At 52.4% G+C, this 25255-nt stretch carries 24 protein-coding genes and 1 pseudogene; 9 read left to right on the plus strand and 16 right to left on the minus strand.

All coding sequences use genetic code 11. From position 1 onward, the window contains the following. Positions 1 to 352: 352 nt before the first annotated feature. The 9 genes from glnQ to rhtA form a co-directional block, all read right to left on the minus strand. Positions 353 to 1075: a glutamine ABC transporter ATP-binding protein GlnQ gene (glnQ, locus tag ACLBVC_RS07215; RefSeq protein ID WP_165058189.1), complete on the minus strand. Its 723-nt coding sequence runs from the start codon at positions 1073 to 1075 to the stop codon at positions 353 to 355. Then, positions 1072 to 1731 (minus strand): glutamine ABC transporter permease GlnP, encoded by a 660-nt coding sequence (gene glnP, locus ACLBVC_RS07220; RefSeq protein ID WP_152324286.1) that lies wholly within the window; start codon positions 1729 to 1731, stop codon positions 1072 to 1074. The genes glnQ and glnP overlap by 4 nt, the downstream gene beginning before the upstream one ends. A gap of 110 nt (positions 1732 to 1841) precedes the next feature. Further along, positions 1842 to 2585, minus strand: coding sequence for a glutamine ABC transporter substrate-binding protein GlnH (gene glnH, locus ACLBVC_RS07225; protein ID WP_410149067.1), 744 nt, complete (start codon positions 2583 to 2585; stop codon positions 1842 to 1844). Positions 2586 to 2986: 401 nt separating this feature from the next. Continuing rightward, positions 2987 to 3253: a DksA/TraR family C4-type zinc finger protein gene (locus tag ACLBVC_RS07230; protein ID WP_410149068.1), complete on the minus strand. Its 267-nt coding sequence runs from the start codon at positions 3251 to 3253 to the stop codon at positions 2987 to 2989. Between the two features lie 102 nt (positions 3254 to 3355). Next, positions 3356 to 3859: a DNA starvation/stationary phase protection protein Dps gene (dps, locus tag ACLBVC_RS07235; RefSeq protein WP_015696542.1), complete on the minus strand. Its 504-nt coding sequence runs from the start codon at positions 3857 to 3859 to the stop codon at positions 3356 to 3358. Positions 3860 to 4276: 417 nt separating this feature from the next. Next, positions 4277 to 4972, minus strand: a complete 696-nt coding sequence (locus tag ACLBVC_RS07240; RefSeq protein WP_410149069.1) for an anti-sigma factor — start codon at positions 4970 to 4972, stop codon at positions 4277 to 4279. Then, positions 4969 to 5550 (minus strand): RNA polymerase sigma factor, encoded by a 582-nt coding sequence (locus ACLBVC_RS07245; RefSeq protein WP_410149070.1) that lies wholly within the window; start codon positions 5548 to 5550, stop codon positions 4969 to 4971. Before ACLBVC_RS07245 ends, ACLBVC_RS07240 begins: the two co-directional genes overlap by 4 nt. A gap of 64 nt (positions 5551 to 5614) precedes the next feature. Then, positions 5615 to 6178, minus strand: a complete 564-nt coding sequence (locus tag ACLBVC_RS07250) for a fasciclin domain-containing protein (RefSeq protein ID WP_410149071.1) — start codon at positions 6176 to 6178, stop codon at positions 5615 to 5617. Between the two features lie 188 nt (positions 6179 to 6366). Continuing rightward, positions 6367 to 7353 carry a threonine/homoserine exporter RhtA gene (rhtA, locus tag ACLBVC_RS07255; RefSeq protein ID WP_410149072.1) on the minus strand — a complete coding sequence of 329 codons (987 nt, stop codon included), beginning with the start codon at positions 7351 to 7353 and terminating at the stop codon, positions 6367 to 6369. Positions 7354 to 7751: 398 nt separating this feature from the next. On the opposite strand from rhtA, the gene ompX reads away from it, so the two are divergent. Continuing rightward, the gene (gene ompX, locus ACLBVC_RS07260; protein WP_195812882.1) at positions 7752 to 8285 is read left to right on the plus strand and encodes an outer membrane protein OmpX; all 534 of its coding nucleotides are present in this window, start codon (positions 7752 to 7754) and stop codon (positions 8283 to 8285) included. A gap of 110 nt (positions 8286 to 8395) precedes the next feature. Here the strand turns inward: ompX and ACLBVC_RS07265 are convergent. The 4 genes and pseudogenes from ACLBVC_RS07265 to ACLBVC_RS07280 form a co-directional block, all read right to left on the minus strand. After that, positions 8396 to 8729, minus strand: a pseudogene (locus ACLBVC_RS07265) (DUF1493 family protein). A 379-nt stretch (positions 8730 to 9108) separates the two neighbouring features. Then, positions 9109 to 9873: a molybdopterin-dependent oxidoreductase gene (locus ACLBVC_RS07270; RefSeq protein WP_410149073.1), complete on the minus strand. Its 765-nt coding sequence runs from the start codon at positions 9871 to 9873 to the stop codon at positions 9109 to 9111. Continuing rightward, complete coding sequence (locus ACLBVC_RS07275) at positions 9866 to 10507, minus strand: cytochrome b/b6 domain-containing protein (RefSeq protein ID WP_410149074.1); 642 nt, start codon at positions 10505 to 10507, stop codon at positions 9866 to 9868. The genes ACLBVC_RS07270 and ACLBVC_RS07275 overlap by 8 nt, the downstream gene beginning before the upstream one ends. A 26-nt stretch (positions 10508 to 10533) precedes the next feature. Next, positions 10534 to 11157, minus strand: a complete 624-nt coding sequence (locus ACLBVC_RS07280) for a hypothetical protein (RefSeq protein ID WP_152324262.1) — start codon at positions 11155 to 11157, stop codon at positions 10534 to 10536. 212 nt (positions 11158 to 11369) lie between these two features. Between ACLBVC_RS07280 and ACLBVC_RS07285 the strand changes: the two genes are divergently transcribed. The 5 genes from ACLBVC_RS07285 to ACLBVC_RS07305 all read left to right on the plus strand — a co-directional run bounded on the left by ACLBVC_RS07285 (position 11370) and on the right by ACLBVC_RS07305 (position 17706). After that, the gene (locus tag ACLBVC_RS07285; RefSeq protein WP_152324261.1) at positions 11370 to 12044 is read left to right on the plus strand and encodes a heavy metal response regulator transcription factor; all 675 of its coding nucleotides are present in this window, start codon (positions 11370 to 11372) and stop codon (positions 12042 to 12044) included. Then, positions 12037 to 13494 carry a heavy metal sensor histidine kinase gene (locus tag ACLBVC_RS07290; RefSeq protein ID WP_410149075.1) on the plus strand — a complete coding sequence of 486 codons (1458 nt, stop codon included), beginning with the start codon at positions 12037 to 12039 and terminating at the stop codon, positions 13492 to 13494. The genes ACLBVC_RS07285 and ACLBVC_RS07290 overlap by 8 nt, the downstream gene beginning before the upstream one ends. 235 nt (positions 13495 to 13729) lie before the next feature. After that, positions 13730 to 15406 carry a kdo(2)-lipid A phosphoethanolamine 7''-transferase gene (gene eptB, locus ACLBVC_RS07295; protein ID WP_410149076.1) on the plus strand — a complete coding sequence of 559 codons (1677 nt, stop codon included), beginning with the start codon at positions 13730 to 13732 and terminating at the stop codon, positions 15404 to 15406. Between the two features lie 256 nt (positions 15407 to 15662). After that, positions 15663 to 16769, plus strand: coding sequence for an endonuclease/exonuclease/phosphatase family protein (locus ACLBVC_RS07300; protein WP_410149077.1), 1107 nt, complete (start codon positions 15663 to 15665; stop codon positions 16767 to 16769). Positions 16770 to 16791: 22 nt separating this feature from the next. Then, positions 16792 to 17706, plus strand: a complete 915-nt coding sequence (locus ACLBVC_RS07305) for a LysR substrate-binding domain-containing protein (RefSeq protein WP_410149078.1) — start codon at positions 16792 to 16794, stop codon at positions 17704 to 17706. 5 nt (positions 17707 to 17711) lie between these two features. On the opposite strand, the gene leuD is transcribed toward ACLBVC_RS07305, so the two are convergent. Beyond that, positions 17712 to 18320, minus strand: coding sequence for a 3-isopropylmalate dehydratase small subunit (gene leuD / locus ACLBVC_RS07310; protein ID WP_410149079.1), 609 nt, complete (start codon positions 18318 to 18320; stop codon positions 17712 to 17714). A 10-nt stretch (positions 18321 to 18330) separates the two neighbouring features. Further along, a complete protein-coding gene (gene leuC / locus ACLBVC_RS07315) occupies positions 18331 to 19737 on the minus strand; it encodes a 3-isopropylmalate dehydratase large subunit (protein ID WP_410149080.1) in 1407 nt (468 codons plus the stop codon). Positions 19738 to 19908: 171 nt separating this feature from the next. Between leuC and ACLBVC_RS07320 the strand changes: the two genes are divergently transcribed. Next, on the plus strand, positions 19909 to 20784 hold the full coding sequence (locus ACLBVC_RS07320; RefSeq protein WP_410149081.1) for an alpha/beta fold hydrolase: 876 nt from the start codon (positions 19909 to 19911) through the stop codon (positions 20782 to 20784). 54 nt (positions 20785 to 20838) lie between these two features. Here ACLBVC_RS07320 and ACLBVC_RS07325 read toward each other — a convergent pair whose 3' ends face one another. Continuing rightward, positions 20839 to 22893: a choline transporter gene (locus ACLBVC_RS07325; RefSeq protein WP_410149082.1), complete on the minus strand. Its 2055-nt coding sequence runs from the start codon at positions 22891 to 22893 to the stop codon at positions 20839 to 20841. Positions 22894 to 23129: 236 nt separating this feature from the next. On the opposite strand from ACLBVC_RS07325, the gene betI reads away from it, so the two are divergent. Beyond that, on the plus strand, positions 23130 to 23717 hold the full coding sequence (gene betI / locus ACLBVC_RS07330; RefSeq protein WP_410149083.1) for a transcriptional regulator BetI: 588 nt from the start codon (positions 23130 to 23132) through the stop codon (positions 23715 to 23717). A 45-nt stretch (positions 23718 to 23762) separates the two neighbouring features. Then, positions 23763 to 25232, plus strand: a complete 1470-nt coding sequence (betB, locus tag ACLBVC_RS07335) for a betaine-aldehyde dehydrogenase (RefSeq protein ID WP_410149084.1) — start codon at positions 23763 to 23765, stop codon at positions 25230 to 25232. The last annotated feature ends 23 nt before the right edge of the window (positions 25233 to 25255 follow it).

A 25255-nucleotide genomic window follows, 5' to 3' on the forward strand; every position in this document is an offset into this window, starting at 1 on the left:
TTTTTTCTATTAAAATTCAGTTAATTAACCGCATTAATCTTTCGAATTACATAGCCAGTGGCCGCTTTCAGAAAATTTGCTGATTGAGTGTTTCGAGACGTGAGGCTCGAAGATCGAAAGAAGGTACCGCGGAGCGGCAAGTTTTCGCGGCAATAAGGAGAGTTTCTGAAACATAGCCAGCAAGCGAAGCGCTTGTTGAAAAAGCAGGGAGGGATCCAAAGGAGGGAAAGCACTTCCCTCCTTTGGTCGGTTTCGGCGCAGCGAGTTATGCGATCACCGCCATTGAGAAACCGAAATATTCTCGATCAGAAGCATTTAAAGCCGCCCCATTAGCAGGCGACCTCCCTGCAAATCAGGAAACGTGTTGCAGGAACTCCCGCAGACGCTCACTCGGTGGGTTATTCACCAGATCCGCCGGTTTACCGTCTTCCGCAATACGCCCTTTATCGATGAAGATTAACCGTGACGCCACTTTCTCGGCGAAGCCGACTTCGTGCGTCACGATAACCATCGTCATGCCTTCTTCGGCCAGTTGCTTCATGACGGTCAATACTTCATGACGCAGTTCCGGATCCAGCGCAGAGGTTGGCTCATCGAACAGCATCAGTTTAGGTTTTACCGCCAGCGCACGGGCAATCGCTACACGCTGTTGTTGTCCACCGGAAAGTTCAGACGGGTAGTGGTTACCACGCTCGGAAAGACCGACTTTTGCCAGCAATTCTTTCGCCAGTTTATTGGCTTCATCTTTCGATGCACCACGAACGCGGATCGGGCCGAAGGCCACATTTTCCAGCGCTGTCATATGCGGGAACAGATAGAACTGCTGGAACACCATACCGGCTTCCTGGCGGATCAGACGTTCATCGACTTTCGGGTCATTCACTTTCAGGCCATCGACGATAAGCTCGCCGGACGTGATTTCTTCCAGCTTATTGATGCAACGCAGCAAAGTGGATTTACCTGAACCGGATGGCCCGATAATAACCACGACTTCACCCTGAGAAATGTTCAGATCGATGTCGTGGAGCACCTGGGTTTTACCAAAGTGTTTTGAGACGTTCTTGAATTCAATCATATAATTTTCAGTTTGCGTTCTAAGCGGCGCAGAACAAAGCTCAGAGCCAGCGTGATGATCAGATAGATAACGGCAACCGCACTCCAGATTTCCATGGCGCGGAAGTTACCGGCGATGATTTCCTGACCCTGACGGGTCAGCTCGGCGACACCGATGACGATAAACAACGAGGTATCTTTGATACTTACAATCCACTGGTTACCCAGCGGTGGCAGCATGCGGCGCAACGCCAGCGGCATGATGATGTAACGCAGAGTCGCACGACGCGACAGACCTAGCGCCAGGCCCGCTTCGCGGAAACCATTATGAATAGACAACACGGCGCCACGCGTAATTTCAGCGATGTACGCACCTGAGTTGATCATGATTGTCACCACCGCCGCGCTGAACGGGTCGATACGCAGATCGGGAACCATCATCGGCAGTGCGAAATAAATGAACATTACCTGTACGACAATAGGCGTACCGCGAATGAGCTCGATAAATACCAGTGCGATGTTGCTGCTAAACCAGCCACCAAACGCGCGGGCAAAACCCGCAATCACACCAATAATCAGACCGCCAACCAGACCGAGGACCGAAATCCACAATGTCATCTTGGCGCCTTCGAGCAGGATAGGCAGAGCGGGCCAAATTACGCTCCAGTCAAACTGCATGGATTATCTCCTGGTAAAACAACAAACTGCGCCTGTCCGGAGAATTCTCCGTCAGGCGCTTCTTATCAAGTCAGATTTCTATATAGAGGAACGACTTAAATGAAAAAATCTTACTTAGGTTCAGTATCGAACCATTTTTTGTAGATTGCCGCGTAAGTACCATTCTCTTTGATGGTTTTCAGAGCCACGTTGGCTTTCTCACGCAGGTCACTGCCTTGCGGGAAGGCGATGCCGTATTGCTGACCCGCCAGTGAATCACCGACGGCCTTGAACTGGCCTTTACCGGCAGTTTTGATGAAATACAGAATGTTAGGGGTGTCGTGCATTACAGCATCAGCACGGCCTGTCCCCAGCTCCATATAAGCGCTGTCGATGTTCGGGAACTGACGCAGATCTTTGGTCTGCACGTTGGCTTTCATGTAGTCAACGGAGCTGGTGCCGCTTTTCACTGCAACCACTTTGCCTTTCAGATCATTAACGCTTTTGATGGCGTCGTTGTTGCTCTTAACCATCACCATCAGGCCGCTGTTGTAGTAGCCGTCAGAGAAGTCGATCGCTTTTTTACGCTCAGGCGTGATGGTGATACCCGCCAGCGCCAGATCGATGTTATGAGTTTGCAGAGCCGGGATGATGCCGCCGAAATCCATCGGTTTTAGTTCATAAGAGACTTTCATCTCTTTCGCGACCGCGTCCCACAGGTCGATATCGAAGCCGACATACTTGTCGCCTTGTTTGAATTCAAACGGTACAAACGCAGTGTCGGTAGCTACGATCAGTTTTTTGTCTGCTGCGTGTGAGCTAACGGCAAAGGCCAGGGTCAGCGCGGCCAGGGAAACTTTTAAGAGTGACTTCATCAGTGAATTTCCTTTGTACATATTATGGGAACGACCTTATGTTACGACGCTTAACTGCAAAATTCATGCCATTATTTACCACTATTAAAATTCAATGGCTTATCGTCTTGCTGAACCGTTCAAGCTGCAGATTAATCCGTGAATGCACATTTGTGGTGCATTGTTACATCTTGCAATGTTCTCTCATGGTGCATCGCGTCATCATTAACCATATGTTGTATTTTAAACAATCATTAATTAACAATCATGCCATCCAAATGATAACTCGCTCTAACTTTTTCAGAACGTGGGTAAAACTACTGCTCAATATTGAAGCAAATGTAAAGAGGGGAAAGGTGGGATTTGAGGAAAAACCGAGGCGCGTTGAACCATAATGGTGCAACCAATTATAAGAAAAAAATCTAGCGCAGCTGGCTGTCTTTACTTCCCCGGCGATTATATCCGGCGTGATCCTGCTGCTTTTTATCCAGCTCAGCCTGGCAGTTGACGCAATACTGAACGCCCTGAAGCGCTTTCCGGCGAGCTTCCGGGATCGGCTCACCGCATTCCCGGCAAAAATGGGCACTTTCGCCATGCCCGAGCGACTGACGTGCGCGGTCAACCGCGTCATTTACCGTTGAATCAATCTGGTCCTGAACTGCGCCATCTTGCGCCCATCCGCTTGCCATGGTGACCTCCTGAAAACTAAAAACGGGCTGGCATTAAGGCCAACCCGATTCGCATTAATCACTCAGATGACCGCAGCCTGATCCTGCGGTGTCGCAATGTGATTACTCGATATTAGATTCGATAAACCACAGGAATTTATCCAGGTCGCGGGATGCGGCAGTGAAAATATCTGCGGTATCTTCGTCTTCCACTTCGCTGATGGCTTTGCGGGTATCGTTAGCCACAACAGCATAACGTTCGGCCAGCGCTTTCAGGTGTTCCTGCACGGTGTGGATATTGGTCGGGTAGCTTTTCAGCGGGGTTTTATCGTTAACAACCTGCACGGTACCCAGCGCAACGCCACCTAACTGAACGACACGTTCTGCGATGGTGTCCTGATGGTCAATAATCGCGGTGCGGAAACCGTCGAGCATTTCATGGACGGCAATGAAGTTTGCGCCACGCATGTTCCAGTGTGCCTGTTTGGTGATCAGCGACAGATCAATATATTCAGTCACCAGACGGTTAAGCACTTTGATGGTATTGAGTTTAACACTCTCATCTAAATCGTTGCGTGTGTAGATAAGTTCAGAAGATTTCGTTTTGACCAGTTTAGCGGTACTCATATTCATATCTCCTTGTTTCATTAAAATAAACGCTAAATAATGTATTTCTTAACTGCATTCAGTATAGCAATAAATCACAATTTTGCAGGACAGTCGTTCCTATCGTTCTGATAGCGTGTGTCTAATAAAGCCTGTCGTTACTCCATCTCTAACCTATCATATTGATTTTCCGAGTAGATAGGATTCATCTGTAAGTGCTTTTTCTCTTTTCTCCATATTAAGTATTAATAGTGATAATTATTTTCATTTAAGTGTGATAAATATTTTTGAATGTAACTTCTGGTGTGAATATATATTCATAATACTTACGCGTGATGGCGGGAAATAACAGTTATGTCGGGTAATTATTTATTTTGAATGGAATTAGCAAAAACGGCAGAGGAATATCTGCCGTTTTATATAAGTAACCTGAAAGGGTTAGAGTGCCAGCGTGCCGCTGTAAAGCACAGCGCCGGTAGGTTGTCCGGTTGGAGAACCGCCGCGAGGTTCGAGGCTGATGGCCAGCGTATAACCCGGGTCCGGCATTTTTGCGGCCAGCAATAGCTGCGTCGGTTGCTGAGTATTGAGCAAGCCGAGCGAACGCGGCTTGCCGCCCGGCGGAATGGCCCACAGTTCCAGACTGCGGTTTGATGCCAGATCCGGCGCGCTGAGCGGTGTCAGCAACAGGCTGCGCGTGCTCACATCGACGCTGACCACCCATTGCCCGTTTTGCTGCCCGGCGCTGCTGGCCAGAATGGCGACCGGCGTTGGCGGGGCGGGTTGTACCAGAAGGTGAGGGATCAGCAACAATGCCGCCAGCCCGGCAGCCAGCGCCCAGCCAATGTATCCGCGCACCGGTCTTTTCGCCGGAGCAGGGCGCCTATCAGGTTTTAACGTGAGATTGTTTTGTAAAGTCAGATTGTGCTGAATGCGTTTCCAGACCGAAGCGGGTGGGATCACCGGGATAATCTGGTTATCGAGCTGCGTAAACGCCTCCTGCCATCGGGCGACTTCCGCCGCTAACGCCGGGTCATTACGCATTTTGCGCTCGAACTGAATTCGCGCTGCGCCGCGCAAGGTGCCGAGTGCATATTCGGCTGCGAGGGCAGCCTGATAATGGCTTCTGCTTTTCATAGTCCGACGCAGCTCTTAAGGTGATCCAGGGCGCGACGGATCCAGCTTTTTATCGTCCCCAGGGGTTGTTGTAAATGTGAGGAAACCTCGCCGTGAGACAGGCCCTGATAGTAGGCAAGGATCAGACTCTGTCGTTGTTCTGCGGGAAGGTGCGCCAGGCAGGCCGCCAGAATTTTGGCATCGCTGTCCTGTTGCAGCCGTTGCAAAGGCTCATCAACGTCGCTGGCGTCGCTGTTCATGACGTCGTCATCCAGCTCATCCAATTGATTGTCGCTCCCGCGCATCCAGTCGATAGCGCGGTTGCGGACAATGTGTGTAAGCCAGGTCATCGGGGAACTGAGCGCCGGGTTGTAAGACGCGGCGCGGTTCCACGCGGTGATATAGCTGTCGTGCAAAACTTCTTCTGCCCAGGCATGTCGCCGCAACATGCGTAATGCGACGGCGAACAGCCGGGGTGATGTCAGTCGGTATAGCTGTTCAAATGCCCGGCGGTCGCCAACGGCCATGGCGCTCATTAACTCGCGCTGTACTTCAAGCGCTTTCTCTGGTGTTGGCTTACTGACTAAATTGTCATGCATTCGTCCGTCCCGACGCTCTGAGATACTGTTTCATAAAGGGATCCAGCTCTCAGTATAGTCGGTATTATTTTGGCATCAGGACAGTATCAATGACGTCGATCACGCCGTTCTTCTGCTGTACGTCATAAGTGCTGATATTGGCGATATTCCCTTTGCCATCTTTAAGCTGAATATTATGCGGGCCGTTGTTCAGGATCCACAGTGGCTGGCCGTTTACGGTTTTCAGCTCTGCGGTGCCGTTGCCTTTTTTCAGAAGTTTTTCGAGATCTTTCATTTCATATTTACCCGCAACCACGTGATACGTGAGGATGCTGGTCAGTGTGGCTTTATTTTCTGGTTTCACCAGGCTGTCAACGGTGCCCGCCGGTAATTTAGCGAAGGCGGCATTGGTTGGGGCAAACACGGTGAACGGGCCTTTGCCTTGTAAAGTATCGACCAGACCTGCGGCTTTAACGGCAGCGACCAGCGTGGTGTGATCTTTAGAGTTCAGGGCATTTTCTACGATATTTTTAGACGGATACATTTCAGCACCACCGACCATGGTGGTTTCTTGAGACATCATTGCAGCCATTGACGCAGAACTCAGCAGGATAGAAGCACAGATAGCGGTACGGAGTAATGTTTTCATGATGGTGTCCTTCGTAGGTTGAGTAGGTAAGGTCTTGCCTCACATCTATACATACGATTGACCCCCTGCTTTTGGATGCAGGAAAAGATGAAATAAAGTGAAAAAGTCGAAAATAGTTTTTAACTAATTGAAAGATAATAAAAAGCCACGCTGTGATAACGAGGCTTTTTTGCAGAATCCGTGCGGATTTACTTCCCGGAAGGATTATTGCCCGGAATATCGACCGTTTCTATTTTGGTTTTACGCTGCAATGTCAGCGTAGAACCCGCTGACGCTGCGATGATTGCCGCCAGCCCCAGCCATTGTGAGGCTGTCAGGAATTCACCCAAGAAAATAATCCCTGAAAGTGCCGCCATCGCCGGTTCCATGCTCATGAGCGTGCCGAAGGTTTTTGCCGGAAGCTTGGTCAGCGCCATCATTTCCAGCGAATAAGGGATTGCAGAAGTGAGCAGGGCGATCAGCAGGCCTAACGGTAAAATCTCCCAGCTGAAAATAGAGGTATGCGCCTGCGCAACTCCGATCGGAAAGAAGATCAGTGCGGCAATCACAGAGCCTATCGCCGCCGTACCCGGCCCGAAGCTGCTGCCCGCTTTCTGACCGGCAAGAATATACACGGCCCAGCACGCGCCAGCGATTAACGCAAAGCAGGCACCCTTGAGGTCAACGCCACCGGCGCTTTGCCCCAGTGGCAGCAGGAACAATAAACCGACCACGGCCAGCACAACCCAGATGAAATCGACCGGGCGGCGTGAGGAAAACATCGCGACAGCCAGCGGTCCGGTGAATTCGAGTGCAACGGCAATGCCTAGCGGTACAGTGCGCAGCGCCAGATAAAAGCTGTAGTTCATGCAACCGAGCGCCAGGCCATACATCAGCAATGCGCGGAAATTACCGCCGCGCACTTTAAGCCGCCACGGTCTGAAATAGAGAAGCAACAAAATGGAGCCGATGCCCAGTCGCAACGCTGTCACACCCTGCGGGCCGACAATCGGGAAAAGTGTTTTGGCCAGAGACGCACCACCTTGCAATGAAAGCATGGCAATCAGCAGCAACAGAATCGCCACCAGAGGAGAGGCTTTTTTGGGTAACGCCGGAACGGGCGGGCCGTTATTTTGCGCCGCACCTTGCAGAGCGATCTGCGTTTTCTGCGGCTGATTTCGTTCTGACTGTGTCATCCATAGCGCCTTTTGAGGTGATCCCATTAATCCGGAGTCTTCAGATTTATAGTTTTGAAAAGAAAGGTAAAGCACAGTCAGTGTAGTGGGAAATCACGCGAGAAAAAATCCTCAAAAAAAAGTATTTTCAGAATGAGTTTCTTAAAAAATTGTCAAAAACTGGCGTTTTTTTGCCCAAAAATTTAGGAATTATCTGCTAATTCCAAAAAGTTCAATAAGTTTAGCTTATGGTTTTAGTGACAAAAACCTGAATAAATTCATGTGCATACTTAGCACTGGAAACTTCCTGTTACACCATATGATGCTTTGGACATCTTAATTGAGGCAGAGTTTCACACTGGTTTTTGTTATATTTTGGAACGTGAAGGTTACTTTGGTTTCTCTTTTTGAGGTGGTTTATGAAAAAAATTGCATGTCTTTCCGCATTAGCTTGCGTCGTAGCACTGGGTGTTTCCTCTAGCGCATTCGCTGGTACCAGCACCGTTTCTGCTGGCTACGCTCAGGGTGACGCACAAGGCGTTGTAAACAAAGCAAACGGCTTCAACCTGAAGTACCGTTACGAGCAAGATAACAACCCACTGGGCGTTATCGGCTCTTTCACTTACATTCAGGACGACAGCAACCCGACTTCTGGTGACTACCGTAAAGCGCAGTACTACGGCATCACTGCAGGTCCTGCATACCGCATCAACGACTGGGTTTCTGCTTACGGCGTGATCGGTCTGGGCTACGGTAAATTCCAGTACAACGAAAACGTGGCTTCTACCGCTAACCGTGAAAAATCAGACACCAGCGATTATGGTTTCTCTTACGGTGCTGGTCTGCAGTTCAACCCAATCCAGAACGTTGCTCTGGACGTTTCCTACGAACAGTCCCGCATCCGCAGTGTTGATGTTGGCACCTGGATCGCAGGCGTGGGTTACAGCTTCTAATTCTTCGCCCTGTGTAACGCTTGCCGTTACCCTATCGCGAAAACAAAAACCGCTCGAAAGAGCGGTTTTTTTATGTCTGTGAACTGGTATAGCATCGTTAAAACTCCTTTTCATTGATCGTACAACCAGCGGCCTGCTTTGGCCGATTCTATTAACATTCCTATGGTGAAATCAGGCACGGGAATAAGAATTCTTTTTTTAAAAGGATTCCATGAAAAAGGTTCATACGGATAATAATTTTCAACAGAAAAGTTATCTCTCTGAACGTTAATTTAGAAAAATACTATCCATTAAATCCTCCGCTTCTCCTACATCTAACTTTAAATCTGTATCAAGATCCGTCTCCGGAGTAAAAACCTTCTGCCTCTTCTTATTATTGAAAAGATAAACGCCGTTAAAAGGCCTGACAAGCGCGTATATGCGTTGTTCAATATCATCTACCATATTTCATCTTCACTCCGCGCAAGCATGTTGTAGTCTCTTAATGGCCTGTTTATGAATCCTTGTATATTACGGGGGACGAAATTCAGCAATATAGAGGAAGTGAACTCAGTCGTTAAAAAGCCTGTTTTTTGATCTCGGTTATATATTTTGTGTTATTTTGCAGGGTTTTAAAAATATAATGGATGAGCCGTTAACTATTTCACTAATTAGTCAGGATTAATTGAAGGGAGAGTTTTTTGAGGCGAGTAATTTAAATAAAGAAGTTGAAATTATGCCTTTCCGGCAGGGATGACAGAAAATGCCCTCTATTATTGATCCGGATAATGAAATCTACTTATTTAATTTCAGCCGGAATATCGAATAAAGGGCTAAGGTATTATCAAATCCCGCTATACCAGTTATAACCCTGATCTTCCCAGTAACCGCCCGGATTAGTATTGGTGACGAAAATCGCGCCGATATGTTTGGCGTTTTTGAAGCCTAGCTTGGTAGGCATTCTCAGCCGCAGCGGGTATCCGAAATCCGGTGGCAGTGGTTTGCCGCCAAAATCCAGTGCCAGAATGGTTTGTGGATGCAGGGCGGTGGCCATATCAATACTCGAGTAATAGCGATCATCGCATTTAAATCCGACATATTTAGCCGTCAGATCGGCTCCGACCTGCTGAAGAAATGTTTTGAGCGGCACGCCTTTCCACTGCCCGATAGCGCTCCAGCCTTCAATGCAAATCAGCCGGGTGATCTGGCTTTCCTGCGGCAGGCGCTGAAGTTGTTCCAGCGTCCACGAGGCTTTCTTTTGCACCAGCCCGGACACTTCCAGCCGGTAATTCGGGATGTCGATTTCCGGCACATTGTATTCGGGGTAATACGCGTTGAAGCGAAACGGTGTCGTAATCTGGTCGGCGCGGTAAGTTTGCGCCAGCTTCTGCCCGCCAAATAACCAGCCCTGAACGCGGTCATTCCAGCGCGACATCGCCCACAGTACTTTGTCGACTTCGTCGCCGTCCTGCAAATTACAGCCGGTCAGCATGGAAACGGCACCGAGCGTTAATCCTGAGCGCAGCAGTAAACGGCGCTGGATATTCACCAGCTGCTTGCGCTGATCGGGCTCCAGAATGATTTTTGGCCGTTGTAATTTATCACTCATCGGCACCTTCCTCTTTATTCATTGCCTTGCCGCCGGTAATCATCGCCACAAATGTTCTCGGCACCAGCAGCACCATCAGGACATGAATGACCACAAACAGCATCACGCCACTCATCGCAAAAAAGTGCACATAACGGGCAATATCGAACCCGCCGAACAGCCACACCAGCCCGCTGAACTGCACCGGTTTCCAGATGGATAAACCCGATAACACCAGCAGAAAGCCCAGTAACAGAACGCCGCTGTACATCAGTTTTTGCACGGCGTTGTACTGGCCGAGTTTATGGGGCAGATGGAAGGTCAGGGCGCGAAGGGTATCGCGCCAGACGCTGCGGGCTGAAAACGGGAAAAAGTCCCGTTTAAAATGACCGCTGAAAACGCCCCACAGCAGATAAAACAGAGCGTTAGCCGCCAGCAGCCACATCACAGCGAGATGCCAGGCGATGTTGCCGCCCAGCCAGCCGCCGAGCGTGGTGTTTTGCGGGAACGTAAAGGTAAACAGGGGATCCGCGTTATAAATCCCCCAGCCGCTCATTACCATGCCAATCATTGCCAGAAGATTAATCCAGTGGCTGATACGCACCGGCCAGGAATGGATCCTGCGTTTTCGAACTGAAGAGGGCTGAGGTTTCACGGTAAATCTCCTGTTAAACAGCCTGATTACATCGGTGGCGCGATGCCGTCTTTACCGGCGGCGATGCCACGGGCAACCAGCGCACCTTTGTCATCTTTCATGGCGAACAGCACGATTTTAGTGCCCGGTTTCAGCAGGCTGCGGTCGCCCGGCGCCAGCAGAACCACAGGAACGTCGTCAGGAACAACGACCGTTTTCTCAGCATCGTGATACTTCACGGTCAGCGTGCGGCCATTGCTGTTGACCAGTTTGCCCACGGTACCGTTGGTCATGGTATTGATTTTCCCGTCAGCGGATTCAAACGGGTTAAAGCCTTCACCGCTGCCGCGCAGGCTTGGCGCAAAGACGTGGACTTCCAGCGCTTTCAGCGTGCCGTTAGCCTGAGGAACTGCGGCGGTACCGATGAAGCTGTCGGGTTTTATATCACTGATCTGGCCTTTGGTGACGGCGTTGATCTTGGTCTGGTCAGTCAGCTTCACATCGAGCTTTTCACCCTGACGGGTGGTGATTTGCACAGATGAGTCATTAACTGAATCAATGGTTCCGCGCGTCGGTTTAATCACGTTATCGGCCGCAAAGGCGGATGTCATACCGCTGCACATCAGCAGGGAACCCAGTAATAAACCGGCAAGGCGTGTAGGTGTGTTCATGATCAACTCTCCATTTTCTAGCGTTATTTCATTCTGTTAGATGAATCACTGAACCGGCCAGTGATGAATAACTTCATTAAGAGTGGACGATAAACCGGGATTGGTTGATGACAATTTAATGACAAAATTGTCATCAAAGGTGTCTGATGAAACTGATAAACTTCCTCTGAATCATTCTTTGGGAGAATGGTCTTGCGGCGCCGAGGGCCTGAATGCGGATACTGGTGATAGAAGATGATGTCAGCACAGGCGACTACCTGAAAAAAGGGCTGACCGAGGCGGGTTACAGCGTGGATCTGGCGCGCAACGGCGCGGATGGCCTGTTTCTGGCGCTGGAAGAGGGCTATGACACCGTGATCCTCGACGTCATGCTGCCCGGCCTTGATGGCTGGCAGGTGATGGAAGTGCTGCGTAAAAAAAGTGATGTACCGGTGCTGTTTCTGACGGCGCGTGACGAAGTGCAGGATCGCATTCACGGGCTGGAACTCGGCGCTGATGATTATCTGATTAAACCGTTTTCATTTACCGAGCTGGTGCTGCGCATCCGCACCTTACTGCGCCGCCCGACGGCACGCGAACCCGATACGTTTTCAGTCGCCGATCTGAATCTCGATGTGCTGCGCCGCCGTGTGACCCGTCAGGATCAGACCATCGCGCTGACCAATAAAGAGTTTATGTTGCTGGAGCTGCTGATGCGCCGGGAAGGCGAAGTGCTGTCGCGCACCATGATCGCCTCGCAGGTCTGGGACATGAATTTTGACAGTGATACCAACGTTGTGGATGTGGCGATTAAGCGCCTGCGCGCCAAGGTGGATCGCGCCTTTGAGGTGAAACTGATCCATACCGTGCGTGGCATTGGCTACGTTTGTGAAGTGCGCAATGACTAACGTGATGAAAGAAACTGCCCGCCCGTCCGCCTCAAAACGAGCGATGTCGCTGACCTTGCGGGCGACATTGCTGTTTGCGCTGATTGCCTCGCTGGTGGTCAGCGCCGTCGGTTTTTATCTCTATTATTCGATGGATAAAGAGCTGGTGCGCCGTGCGGATTATCAGGTCAGCGGACGCGTTCAGTATTTCCGCCATCTGCTGGCGAATGAATTTCCGCTATCGCAACTGAGCCGTAATCCCGGTTTGTTTGAAAATATGCTCGGCAATGAGCGCGATATTCTGACTTTCCGTCTCGAAGGCGAGCCTCCGTTGATTAACGTTAATCCTTCGCAGCTGATCTTACCGCCGGTTGCGCCTGTGGCCGACGGCCAGCCGCTCACCCTGAAAACGGTGCATCACCTGATGGCGCCGGACGGAACGCCGGTGCGCTTTGCCCGTGCAAGTGTGCAGATTGAGGATGGCAGAACGGTAGAAATTACCGGCGCGCATTTCATGACGGAAGAATCGCGTCTGCTGGAAACATTCCGTTGGGAAATCATTGGCGCGGTGCTGTTCGCCTATTTGCTGATTGCCGCACTCGGTTATGTTGTGATCCGCAAAGGCTTAAAGCCTTTACGCAACATGGCGCAGGAAGCCACGCAAATTCATCCGTCAAGCCTGTCTACCCGATTAAGCACGGAGAATGCGCCACAGGAATTGCAGCAACTTATCTATTCTTTCAACGATATGCTGGAAAGGCTTTCGGAAGGCTATCAGCGCCTGACGCAGTTTTCAGCCGATCTGGCGCATGAGATCCGCACACCGGTGGGCGCGCTGATGGGGCATTGCCAGGTTGCGTTGTACCAGCCGCGCTCGGTGGAAGAGTATGAAACGCTGCTGGCAAACAATATGGAAGAGCTGGAACGTATTTCCCGCATGGTGGAAAACATCCTGTTTCTTGCCCGCGCCACCGATGCACGGTCTGTTTTAACAATCACCAGTATTGATGTTTCCTCTGAAATTACTCGTATTCAGGAATATTTTGAAGGTCTGGCGGAAGAGCGGAACATGGTGTTGTACGGCGAAGGACAGGGGATTTTGTACGCGGACGCTATCTTGTTTCAGCGTGCGATCAGCAATCTTGTCGCCAACGCAGTGCGTTACGGGCATGACGGCAGCACCATCACGATCAGCGCGCACCCGCAGGGGAAAGGCATGGAAATTGATGTGACCAGCCAGGGCAATCCGATCCCGCCGGAAAAGCTGGGCAAACTGTTTGACCGTTTCTACCGGGCCGACGCATCGCGCAGCGAAGGCGGTAGCTCCAGTGGTCTCGGGTTATCGATAGTTCAGGCGATCATGGCACTGCATCAGGGAAGCGTTCGGGTAACGAGTTCACCGCAGGGCGAGACCCGGTTCACGCTGTCATTTCCAGGGCCATTATCCGATCCGGATCACAAGCTTTCTTAATAATTCTTCAACGGCGCGGAAAAAGTTCAGAAAATTTTAGAGAAAATTCATTTTTTACTTATTGAAAAGTAAGGGTTTCGTTAATTTAGTTACATTATCACAATGGCAGAAACCTTTGCATTTGAACAAAAATGCTCGTCCCGGGGTCTCAATAGTCCTAAGGAGTGGGTTTTATACTCCGGTTCGAACGGTCAGTACGACGTAAACAGACTCACAAAAGAGCCATTTATTACTAATGCATAAAATACGTTCACTTTCGCTGCAGAGCATTTCTGTTTTCATTGCGCTTTATCTTGGGATCCTGTTAAACCTTCCGATTTTCTTTCGTCGTTACAGCCAGCTGCATTATGACAATGCCCTGTCGATAGCCGTTGAGATGGTCGCGTGTTTCGCCCTGGTTTACTTCCTTTGCATGCTGCTCTCCTATACCGGCAAAACGGTTTTCCGTGTGCTGATGACCGCTATTGTGATTTCCTCGGCGGCGGCCAGCTATTACATGATCCTGTTCAACGTTGATATCGGCTACGGGATTTTGGCGGCAGCACTGGCCTCTGACTCCATTGATTTATCGAAAGAATCTGTCGGCACACATTTTGTTGCCTGGACCGCACTGGTCAGCCTGATCCCGGTTCTGTTGCTGTGGCTCAGCACATTGCCGGGGGCGGCACTAAGACAAACCACTTTCAAAAAAGTCGCGGTAAAAACCGGCCTGTTGGTGATCTCCGGCTTGCTTTGTTACATGCCGCTCCGCCTGATGGGCAAAGTGCAGGATCGACATGACAAAGAAAGTAACCGCATGATGGCAAGTTACGGTGGCGTCGTGGCAGGAACCTATTCTCCGTCCAACTGGCTGTCCGCACTGGGGCTGTACTCTTACAGCAGCTACAGCCAGGCCGAAGACACCAAAAATCTTTACGACCCGGCGAAGCATTTCACTTATACCGCACCGGCAGATGCCAAGGATATGTACGTGGTATTCATTATCGGTGAGAGTGCGCGCCGCGATCATATGGGCCTGTACGGCTACGACCGCGACAACACGCCCAACCTCGATAAAGAGAAAAATCTTGTCGCGTTGCAGGGCTATTCCTGTGATACCGCCACCAAACTCTCACTGCGCTGCATGTTTGTGCGTGAAGGCGGGGCTTCGGAAGCGCCACAACGAACGCTGAAAGAGATGAACGTTTTCTCCGTGCTGAAAAGCAACGGCTGGAGCTCTGAGCTGTATTCCATGCAAAGTGAAGCCTGGTTCTACAACAAAACCCGCGCCGATGATTATTCATTGCGTGAAAACATCGCCTCTGAAAAACGTAACGCAGGCAAGCCGGTCGATGACATGCTGCTGGTCGATGAAATGAAAGACTCTATGACCAATCATCCGCAGGGCAAACACCTGATTATTCTGCATACCAAGGGCTCGCATTACCTGTATTCAGACCGTTATCCTCGCTCATTTGCCAAATATCAGCCGGAGTGTATGGGTATCGACGATTCCTGTTCAACGCAGGAAATGATCAACGCTTACGACAATACGCTGCTTTACACCGACTACTTCCTGTCGCAGGTGTTTGATCAGCTGCGCGATAAAAACGCGATTGTTTTCTATGCTTCCGATCACGGCGAATCGATTTCCAAAAGCATGCATTTCCACGGTACGCCGCGTGATCATGCGCCGATTGAGCAACGTACTGTGCCGATCATGGTCTGGGCGTCAGACAAATTCCTGTCAAACGACCAGAACAAAGCAGGTTTCGAACAGCTGCAAAAAATGGCCGCAGAGAAGAAACCGGCTTTCCATGAAAAACTGTACGACACCATTCTGGGCTGTATCGGCTACACCTCGCCAAACGGCGGGATCGTAGAGCAGCGCAACTGGTGCCATAAGCCTGATCCGGCAGCACCGGCGAAGTAATACTGCTAAAATCGCCGTCTTTTTCTGATGAATGAAAAAGGCGGCGACATCCTTCTGGTCGCTCCACTCTTTTTGAGTCACAATCGGTTAACAAAATTCCCGTCATACTTCACGTTGCATGAGCGTTGGCTACGCTTACTCACCCGAATCACTGACTTATTTCAGCTCATCGGGATTCCTCAACTTGCCGCCTTCCTGCAATGCGAATTATCTAGGGTCTTACTAATTGATTTCTCTTTATCAGGGCTGATAACCGATGCAAGCACTCCGAATTATCGTCTGCGTTCTGACGGTCATCATGACCTTACTGACGCTGCTTCCTCTTTCCAAAAATCAGCGCTGGTGGGTGCGTGTGTGGGATTTCCCGCGCCTGCAAATGGTTTCCCTGTGCCTGCTTTTTCTGCTGACTGAACTGCTGATTTTGCCGTTTGACGGCGTGCTGACCGGTATCGTGATTATCCTGACGGTCGCCTGCATGGCGTATCAGGGCTGGTGGATCCTGCCTTATACCCGTTTGTACCGCGTGCAGGTGAAGAAGACGGTGCCCAACGGCCATTCGCGTATCAAAATCATGAACAGCAATGTGCTCACTACCAACCGGGAGAGCGCGCAGTTACTCATTCAGATTCAGGAACATAAACCGGACATTATCGTGCTGCTGGAAACTGACCAGTGGTGGGAGGACCAGATGACCCCGCTGGAGGCCGATTATCCGCACAGCCTGCGCTGCCCGCTGGATAACCTCTACGGTATGCACGTCTATTCGCGTTTACCGATGTACGGCGAGCAGATTCAGTTTCTGGTGGCGGAAGATATTCCTTCCATGCATTTTCGCGCAGAACTGCCGTCGGGCGAACAGGTGGTGCTTCACTGTCTGCACCCGAGGCCGCCAAGTCCGACCGAAGCGGATGAATCAACCGCCCGTGACGGTGAACTGATCGCCGTCGGGCATACCGCCGCGAAAGCGCATTTCCCGACCATTGTGACCGGTGACCTGAATGACGTCGCGTGGTCGCGAACCACTCGTTTATTCATGAAAATTAGCGGATTGCTCGACCCGCGCCGTGGGCGGGGTATGTACAATACTTTTCATGCGAGCTATCCGTTTTTGCGCTGGCCGCTGGATCACGTTTTCCACAGCAAAGACTTCACGCTGATTGATCTGAAACGGCTGGACTTCATGGGCTCCGATCACTTCCCGATCCTGGTCGAACTGGCGCTGACGCCTTGTCAGGGGAAAGATCAGGAACCGCTGGAAATCGAAAGCGACGATCTGGAAGAAGCCAGGGAAAAATTGGAACTGGCGGGTGTAAAACTCACGGATATCTATCCGCACAATAAAAATCCTGCCAATAACAAATAATGTGAGGGCTTACGGGCTAACCATGACTACTGAACGTGACCGTTTGCCGCTGGCCGAAGACCTGCGGGTTTTTCTGGCAGTAGTGAACAAGCAAAGCTTTGCCGCCGCTGCGACTGAACTCGGGCAGTCTCCGGCCTATGTCAGTAAGCGTATTCAGATCCTCGAAGAGTCCCTGAACACCCGTTTGCTACATCGTTCGACCCGTGGCGTTCGCCTGACTGAAGATGGCGAGCGGGCGCAACGGTGGGCGTTGCAAATTCTCGACACGTTTGATCAGTTTATTGGTGATGTTTCAGATTCCCGCAGCGAGGTGCGTGGCAACGTGCATATTTGCAGTTCGTTCGGTTTCGGACGCTGCCACGTTGCGCCCGCTGTTGCAGAACTTGCCGAACGTTATCCGCAGCTAAACCTGCGCCTCGACCTGTTCGACAGGGTTGTTGATCTGGTCGCCGAAGGTATTGATCTCGAAATTCTGGTCGGCGATGACATTCCCGAACAGCACATCGGAAAAAAACTGGCGCAGCATCAGCGCATTCTTTGCGCTTCTGCGCAGTATCTGGCCACGCACGGCGAACCCGGTTCGCCGGAGGCCCTGACGCAACACCAGTGTCTGGTGCTCAAAGAACGTGACAATCCGTTTGGCATCTGGTCGCTGACCGGAGAAGGGCAGGAACAGCGCGTCCGGGTCAAAGGCGTGTTGTCATCCAACAGCGGCGAAGTGGTATTGCAGTGGGCGCTGAAACATCACGGAATTATTTTGCGCTCTGAGTGGGATGTCCGGCCTTACATCGACCGGGGCGAACTGGTGCAGGTTTTACCGCAGTTTTCCCAGCCCGCCAGCGTCTGGGCGGTTTATCCCACACGGCTGGCAGATTCTGCAAAACTGCGGGTTTGCGTTGAATTCCTGCATCAGCGCTTTAGCCAGTTACTGCAATAACGTTTTCACGCCAGCCACGGGTTACGCTGCAAATGTGCCTGCTGAAATTCACGGATTTTATCGCTGTAACGCAGCGTATTTCCCACCGCATCCAGCCCGTTGAGCAGGGACATTTTGCTCAGTTCGTCAATGTTGAAAGCGATATCTTTGCCATCGCGCAAGCTTATTGTCTGCGCCGGTAAATCGACGGTAATTTCGTTGCTTTCCGCCTGCGTGACCTGTTCAGCCAGCTGTGCCCACTGTTCCGGGGCGAGTTGTACGGTGAGCACGCCGTTACGCTGGCAGTTGTCGAAAAAGATCCCCGCAAACGTGGTGCCGATCAGCGCCCGTATACCCAGCTGTTTCAGCCCCCACACCGCATGTTCACGGCTTGAGCCACAACCAAAGTTCGGACCGACCAGCAGGAATTTAGCCTCCTGCCACGCAGGCTGGTTGAGGATAAACGCCGGGTCGGGTGAGCCGTCGGCCTGAAAGCGCAAATCAAAGAAAACGCCCTGATCCAGACCGCTGCGGTCGATGCCTTTCAGAAACTGCTTTGGCATAATCACATCGGTATCGACGTTGGCCGCTGGGAAGGGCGCGGCTGCGCCGGTTAACACGGTAAATGCTTGCATTTTTTTCTCCTCACGCTTCGCGAACATCGGTCAGATGACCGCAAATTGCGGCGGCGGCAACCATCGCCGGGCTCATAAGATGGGTTCGCGCACCGGCACCCTGACGGCCTTCGAAATTACGGTTGGTGCTCGACGCACACCGGTCACCCGGCGACAGCACGTCGTCGTTCATCGCCAGACACATTGAACAGCCGGACTGGCGCCATTCAAAACCGGCGTCAATAAATATCTCTGCCAGCCCTTCGGCTTCGGCCTGATCGCGCACCTGACTTGAGCCAGGAACGATCATCGCCCGTACCGCTGACGCCACTTTTTTGCCACGCACAACGTCGGCGGCGGCGCGCAAATCTTCGATGCGAGCATTGGTGCAGGAGCCGATAAAGGCGTGGCTGATGCCGATACTGTTAAGCGGTTGCCCGGCGCGTAATCCCATATAGCTGAGTGCGCGTTGCAGGTCTTTTCGCCGTGCAGGATCCGGTTCGTTCTGCGGATCGGGTACGCGTCCGCTAATCGCCAGCGCCTGATCCGGGCTGGTTCCCCAGCTGACCATCGGGGCGATATCTCCGGCGCACAGCTCAACTTCGCGGTCAAACACGGCGCCCGGGTCACTGCGCAGCGTGCGCCAGACGTCGACGGCCTCCAGCCATTGCTGGCCTTTTGGCGCGCGGGGTTTGTCTTTCAGGTAAGTAAACACTTTGTCATCCGGCGCCATAAACGCACCGCGCGCACCGGCTTCCACCGCCATATTGCAGAGGGTCATGCGGCCTTCGACGCTCAGCATATCGATGCCCTGGCCGCAAAATTCGATGGCGTAACCCGTTGCCCCCGAAGCGCCGATTTTCGCCACCAGCGCCATCACCATGTCTTTGGCGGTAATGCTGTTGTGCAGGGTGCCATTTACCGTCACGCGCAGGGTTTTCAGGCGTTTGTAGACCAGCGTCTGGGTTGCCAGCAAATGTTCAATCTCTGATGTGCCGATACCAAAACCGAATGCGCCGAGCGCGCCATACGTGGTGGTGTGGCTGTCACCGGCGGCAATCACCATGCCCGGTAAGATAAAGCCCTGCTCCGGTGCCACAACATGTTCAATGCCCTGACGGGAATCAAGAATATCAAACAGCTCGATGCCATATTCCGCGCAGTTCTCAGCCAGATACGAAACCTGGCGTGCGCCACCGGCGTCCGGCATCTGGCGTGTGCGCAAAGGCGCAGTCGGATTGACGTGATCGACCACTGCCAGTGAGGTTTCCGGTCGCCAGACGCGACGGCTCGCGTCACGCAAACCACTGAAAGCCTGCGGGCTGGTGTACTCGTTAATCACCTGCCGTTCGATGTAGAGCAACACATGCCCTTTGTCGTCCAGCGTTCGGACGGTGTGGCTGTCGATGTGCTTTTCATACAGCGTTTTTGGCTTCATTTCATTGCCCTGATGAACGTAATGGATAATGTCAGCGTCGCAAAATTACCTGTTTCCGGGCAACGGCCAGAGTGTGGTGTCTCAAAACACAGATCGTGAAGCGGCAATCTTCATTTGTGACCTTGTTGCTGAAAAGCCAGCGACTAAGATGGGTAAAAAAGGAGAACACCCATGTTTGAACATTTTACCCAAGGCCGTATGCAGGTCAGCGGAACGGAGATCGCCTACCGGATCGCCGGGCAGGGCGAGCCCCTGCTGTTACTGCACGGACACCCGCAAACACAGGCTATCTGGCATAAAGTCGCGCCGTTTCTAACATCTCTGTTCACCGTCGTTCTGGCTGATTTGCGTGGCTATGGCGACAGCGGTAAACCCGAACCCGATGTGGAACATTTGCGCTACAGCAAACGTGAAATGGCGCAGGACCAGCGGGAGTTAATGGCTGCGCTCGGCTTCAGCCGGTTCAGCGTTATTGCCCATGACCGGGGCGCCCGCGTGGCGCACCGGCTGGCGCTGGATCATCCGCAGGCCGTTAAACGCCTGGTGCTGATGGATATTGCGCCGACGCTTTCCATGTATCAGCAAACCAATGAAGCTTTTGCCCGTGCTTACTGGCACTGGTTTTTTTTGATACGCCCGGCGCCGCTGCCGGAAACGCTGATCACCGCCGATCCGGATCAGTATCTGCGCAGCGTCATGGGCAGCCGCAGCGCCGGTATGCAGCCTTTCACCGAGGAAGCTTACGCAGATTATTTGCGCTGTCTGCAACAAAATGGAACGGCGCGCGGGATTTACGAGGACTACCGGGCGTCGGCAAGTATCGACCTGCAACACGACAAAGAAGATCTGGATGCAGCCCGCAAACTGAGTTGTCCGTTGCTGGTGCTTTGGGGCGAAAAAGGCACGGTCGGTCAATGTTTTGCGCCACTGGAAGAGTGGCGAAAAGTTAGCGAAGACGTCCAGGGGGAAGCGCTGCCTTGCGGCCATTATATTGCCGAAGAACAACCGGAACTGCTGCTGGAGAAGGTGTTGCCGTTCCTGCGATAACGCGGACATCCGGGCATTAAAAAACCCGCTTTCGCGGGTTTTTGTGATTCGGTGTTAAACCGGTTGTTCCGGGAATGTCAGCGTATTCCCAGGCGCTTCGCGGTTAATATGCAGGAAATTCAGATGACGTTCGTACTGGTCCAGAATGTCATTGATCACCTGATGTTTAGTGAAGTCCATCAGGTCATTGCCCTGCGTGCCTTCGAGCAGGAACGTCTCCAGCCGGTAATAGTGCGATTTCCCGGCGCGGGCGCGGTAGGTAAACGCCGGAACCGCGTAACGCACCGGCCAGATCTGGTACAAAAAGTTCTGCTCTTCGCCCAGCGCTACCTGCAATTCCAGCGGCCCGATTTTTTCATCTTCCTGCGGCTCATGTTCGTTGAACGTGACTTTTGCGCCGCGCAATTCCAGTTCCTGCGCCACTTCCTGCATCGCCGGGCGGCACACGGTATCCATCATTTTTTGCGTATGGCGCGTGCCCGGATAATTCATTACGCGTGAAAGGCGTTGCTTCCAGTTCAGCGCCGCGTCGCTTGTCGCCGGAAGTGGTGCCAGCGTTTGCTGGGTGCTGGCGCGGCGATAATCTTCCAGACGCAGGGATTTATACAGCCCGGCCATGATGAAGAAAATCACAAAACTGAACGGCAGACCCATGATCACCGTGGTGTTTTGCAGCGCAGAAACGCCGTCGGTCATCAGCATGCCGAGTGTCAGCACGCCGATAGTGACCGACCAGAAAATTCGCAGCCAGTTCGGCGCATCATTGTTAATATCCGCCAGTTTTGAGGTGAAGTTCCCCAGCACCAGCGAGCCGGAATCCGCCGAAGTGACATAAAACAGCAGGCCGGTGATGGTCGCGACAGACGCACTGAGCGTAAAGCCCGGATACTGCGCCAGCAGGCTGTAAACGCCGCGTTCAGGGTGCGCGATCACTTCGTTCGCAAAATCCAGATTGCCGTGCAGAATCTGATACAGGGCGCTGTTACCGAAAATCGACAGCCATAGCAGGGTGAAGACGAACGGGATGATAAGCGTACCCAGTACAAACTGGCGGATGGTACGGCCACGGGAAATACGCGCCAGGAACAGGCCGACAAACGGCGACCACGCCACCCACCACGCCCAGAAGAACAACGTCCAGCTGTTCATCCACTCGGTCGGGCGGTCGAACGCAAAGGTGTTCAGCGTCATGCCCATAAACCGGTTGATGTAATCGCCGATATTCAGCACCAGCGCGTTCAGCAGGAATTCGGTGTTGCCGAAGAACAGCAGGAACAGAATCAGCCCCAGCGCCAGCAGCACGTTCAGCTCCGAAAGAATACGAATACCTTTATTTACGCCGGACGTGACCGAGACCGTCGCCATGATCACCGACAGCAGGATCAGCGCCGCCTGCACGGTCAGGTTTTCCGGAATATGGAACAGCACTTTCAGCCCGTAGTTCAGCTGCACAACGCCGATCCCAAGCGTTGTTGCAATCCCGAAAATCGTCCCGACGACCGCGGCGATATCCACGCTGTGGCCAATAGGCCCGTTGATTCGCTTGCCAAAAATCGGGTAGAGCGCTGAACGGATGGTCAGCGGCAGGTTATAACGGTAGCTGAAATACCCGAGTGCGATGCCCATCAGCGCATACATCGCCCAGCCGGTCAGCCCGTAGTGGAACAGTGTCCAGGTCATCGCCTGTCGCGCGGCTTCCAGCGTCTGGCCGTTGCCTTCCGGCGGCAACATGTATTGTGTTACCGGTTCGGCGACCGAGAAAAACATCAGGTCGATACCGATCCCGGCGGCAAATAACATCGCCGCCCAGCTCATCATGCTGAATTCGGGTTTGGATTGTTCAGGGCCTAACTTGATCGAACCGAAGCGCGAACAGGCTATGAACACTACAAACACGATGTACAGCGTCGCCGCCAGCATGTAATACCAGCCAAAGGTGGCGGATACCCAGTTGAGCGTCAGGCTGATCCATTTCCCCGATAAATCGGTGAAGAAAATGGTCATCAAAGTGAAGGCTAAAATCAGACCGGCGGAGGTGAAAAATACCACCTTGTTGAGCTGATCCCGTGGTTTCTCAGGTAATTTCTCTTTCGTATCGGCAATCGCCATCTTTTCCCCTGTCTTGTTAATTATTCACTGTTTTTCAATAAATTGGCGCTAAATGCATCCCAATATTCATACAAAATACTAACGTATTGGTAATAAAATATATGCATTTTTAATTGAACGTTCAATCAAAAAAAAGTTAAATAGGTGACGTCAGAGCGTTAACAAGGTTGGACGAAAGCGTAAAAAAACGGTTTTTTAAGCGCGTCTTAACCCGCTCATTTTCAGGAGCCGGATCCATGCCCAAAGTAGGAATGCAGCCCATCAGACGGCAGCAATTGATTGAGGCAACGCTGGCCGCAGTGAACGAAGTCGGGATGCACGATGCCTCGATTTCGCAAATTGCGCGCCGCGCAGGCGTCTCCAACGGCATCATCAGTCACTATTTTCGTGACAAGAATGGGCTGCTGGAAGCGACCATGCGCTATCTGCTCAGCCATCTGGGGGAAGGGGTGCAGTTGCGGTTGTCGCAACTGACGGATATCGCACCGACGGCGCGGCTGCATGCGATTGCAGAAGCCAATTTTGACGACAGTCAGACCAACAGCGCGGCGATGAAAACCTGGCTGGCCTTCTGGGCGAGCAGCATGCATCACCCGCAGTTGTACCGGCTGCAACAGGTCAACAGCCGCCGGCTCTATTCAAATTTATGCTCTGAATTCAGGCGTTTTCTGCCCAAAGGCGAAGCGCGACTCGCGGCGCAAAGTACCGCTGCACTGATTGACGGCCTGTGGCTTCGCGGTGCGCTGAGTGGTAAGGAATTTAACCGCGCCGAGGCGATGCAAATTACCCGCCGCCACATTGAGTCGCAGCTGGTTACGCCGTAATTCATGCAGAGAATTCATCAGACCGCACAGACCGAGGAGAGATTTATGTCCCGCTACGGCAAGCAAAAACTTTATATCAACGGGCGTTTTCAGGACAGCACCGGCGATGACACCTTCGACGCCGTGAATCCGGCTAATGGCGAAGTGATTGCGCAGGTGCAATCCGCCACGCACGCCGACGTTGATCTGGCGGTGAAAGCCGCGCAAAAAGGCCAGAAAGTCTGGGCGGCGATGACCGCCATGAGTCGTTCGCGCATCCTGCGCCGTGCGGTAGATATTCTGCGCGAGCGCAACGATGAGCTGGCGGCGATAGAAACCGCCGACACTGGCAAACCGCTGTCCGAGACGCTGGCAGTAGATATCGTGACCGGCGCAGACGTGCTGGAATATTACGCCGGATTAATTCCTGCCATTGAAGGCCAGCAGATCCCGCTGCGCGATTCTTCCTTTGTTTACACCCGCCGCGAACCGCTGGGCGTGGTGGCCGGGATCGGCGCGTGGAATTACCCGATTCAGATTGCGTTGTGGAAATCCGCACCCGCGCTGGCCGCCGGAAACGCGATGGTCTTCAAACCCAGCGAAAATACGTCACTGACCGCACTGAAGCTGGCGGAAATTTACACCGAAGCCGGCGTGCCGGACGGCGTATTCAGCGTCGTCACCGGTGCGGCAGACGTCGGGCAGGCATTAACGGATCATCCTGACATCGCCAAAGTGTCTTTCACCGGCGGCATCAAAACCGGCAAGAAAGTAATGGCCAGCGCGTCGGCATCGACCCTGAAAGAAGTGACGATGGAACTCGGCGGTAAATCCCCGCTGATTATTTTTGACGACGCAGATCTGGATAAAGCCGCCGACATCGCCATGATGGCGAATTTCTACAGCTCCGGTCAGGTCTGCACCAACGGCACGCGCGTATTCATTCCTAAATCGCTGCACAAAGCTTTCGAGACCAAAGTGCTGGAGCGCGTGAAACGCATCCGTCCGGGTGACCCGGCGGATGAGAACGTCAACTTCGGCCCGCTGGTCAGCTTCGCGCATATGGAATCCGTGCTGCGTTACATCGAAAGCGGCAAACGCGAAGGCGCAACGCTGCTGACCGGCGGCGAACGCGTCACCACCGGCGACTTTGCCCGTGGTGCTTACGTTGCCCCGACGGTCTTTACCGACTGCCGCGATGACATGCTGATCGTCCGCGAAGAAATCTTCGGGCCGGTGATGAGCATCCTGACGTATGAGAGTGAAGAAGAAGTGATCCGTCGCGCCAACGATACCGAATACGGTCTGGCCGCCGGGCTGGTCACGCAAGATCTTAACCGCGCGCACCGCGTGATCCACAAGCTGGAAGCCGGGATTTGCTGGATCAACACCTGGGGCGAATCCGCTGCAGAAATGCCGGTGGGCGGTTACAAACATTCCGGCGTCGGGCGCGAAAACGGCGTCACCACGCTTGAGCATTACACCCAAATCAAATCCGTGCAGGTCGAACTGGGCGAATTTAGCTCAGTCTTTTAATCCGCCGCAACAGAGGAGATTTT

The organism is Rahnella selenatireducens, from assembly GCF_046449555.1.
GTDB lineage: Bacteria > Pseudomonadota > Gammaproteobacteria > Enterobacterales > Enterobacteriaceae > Rahnella > Rahnella selenatireducens.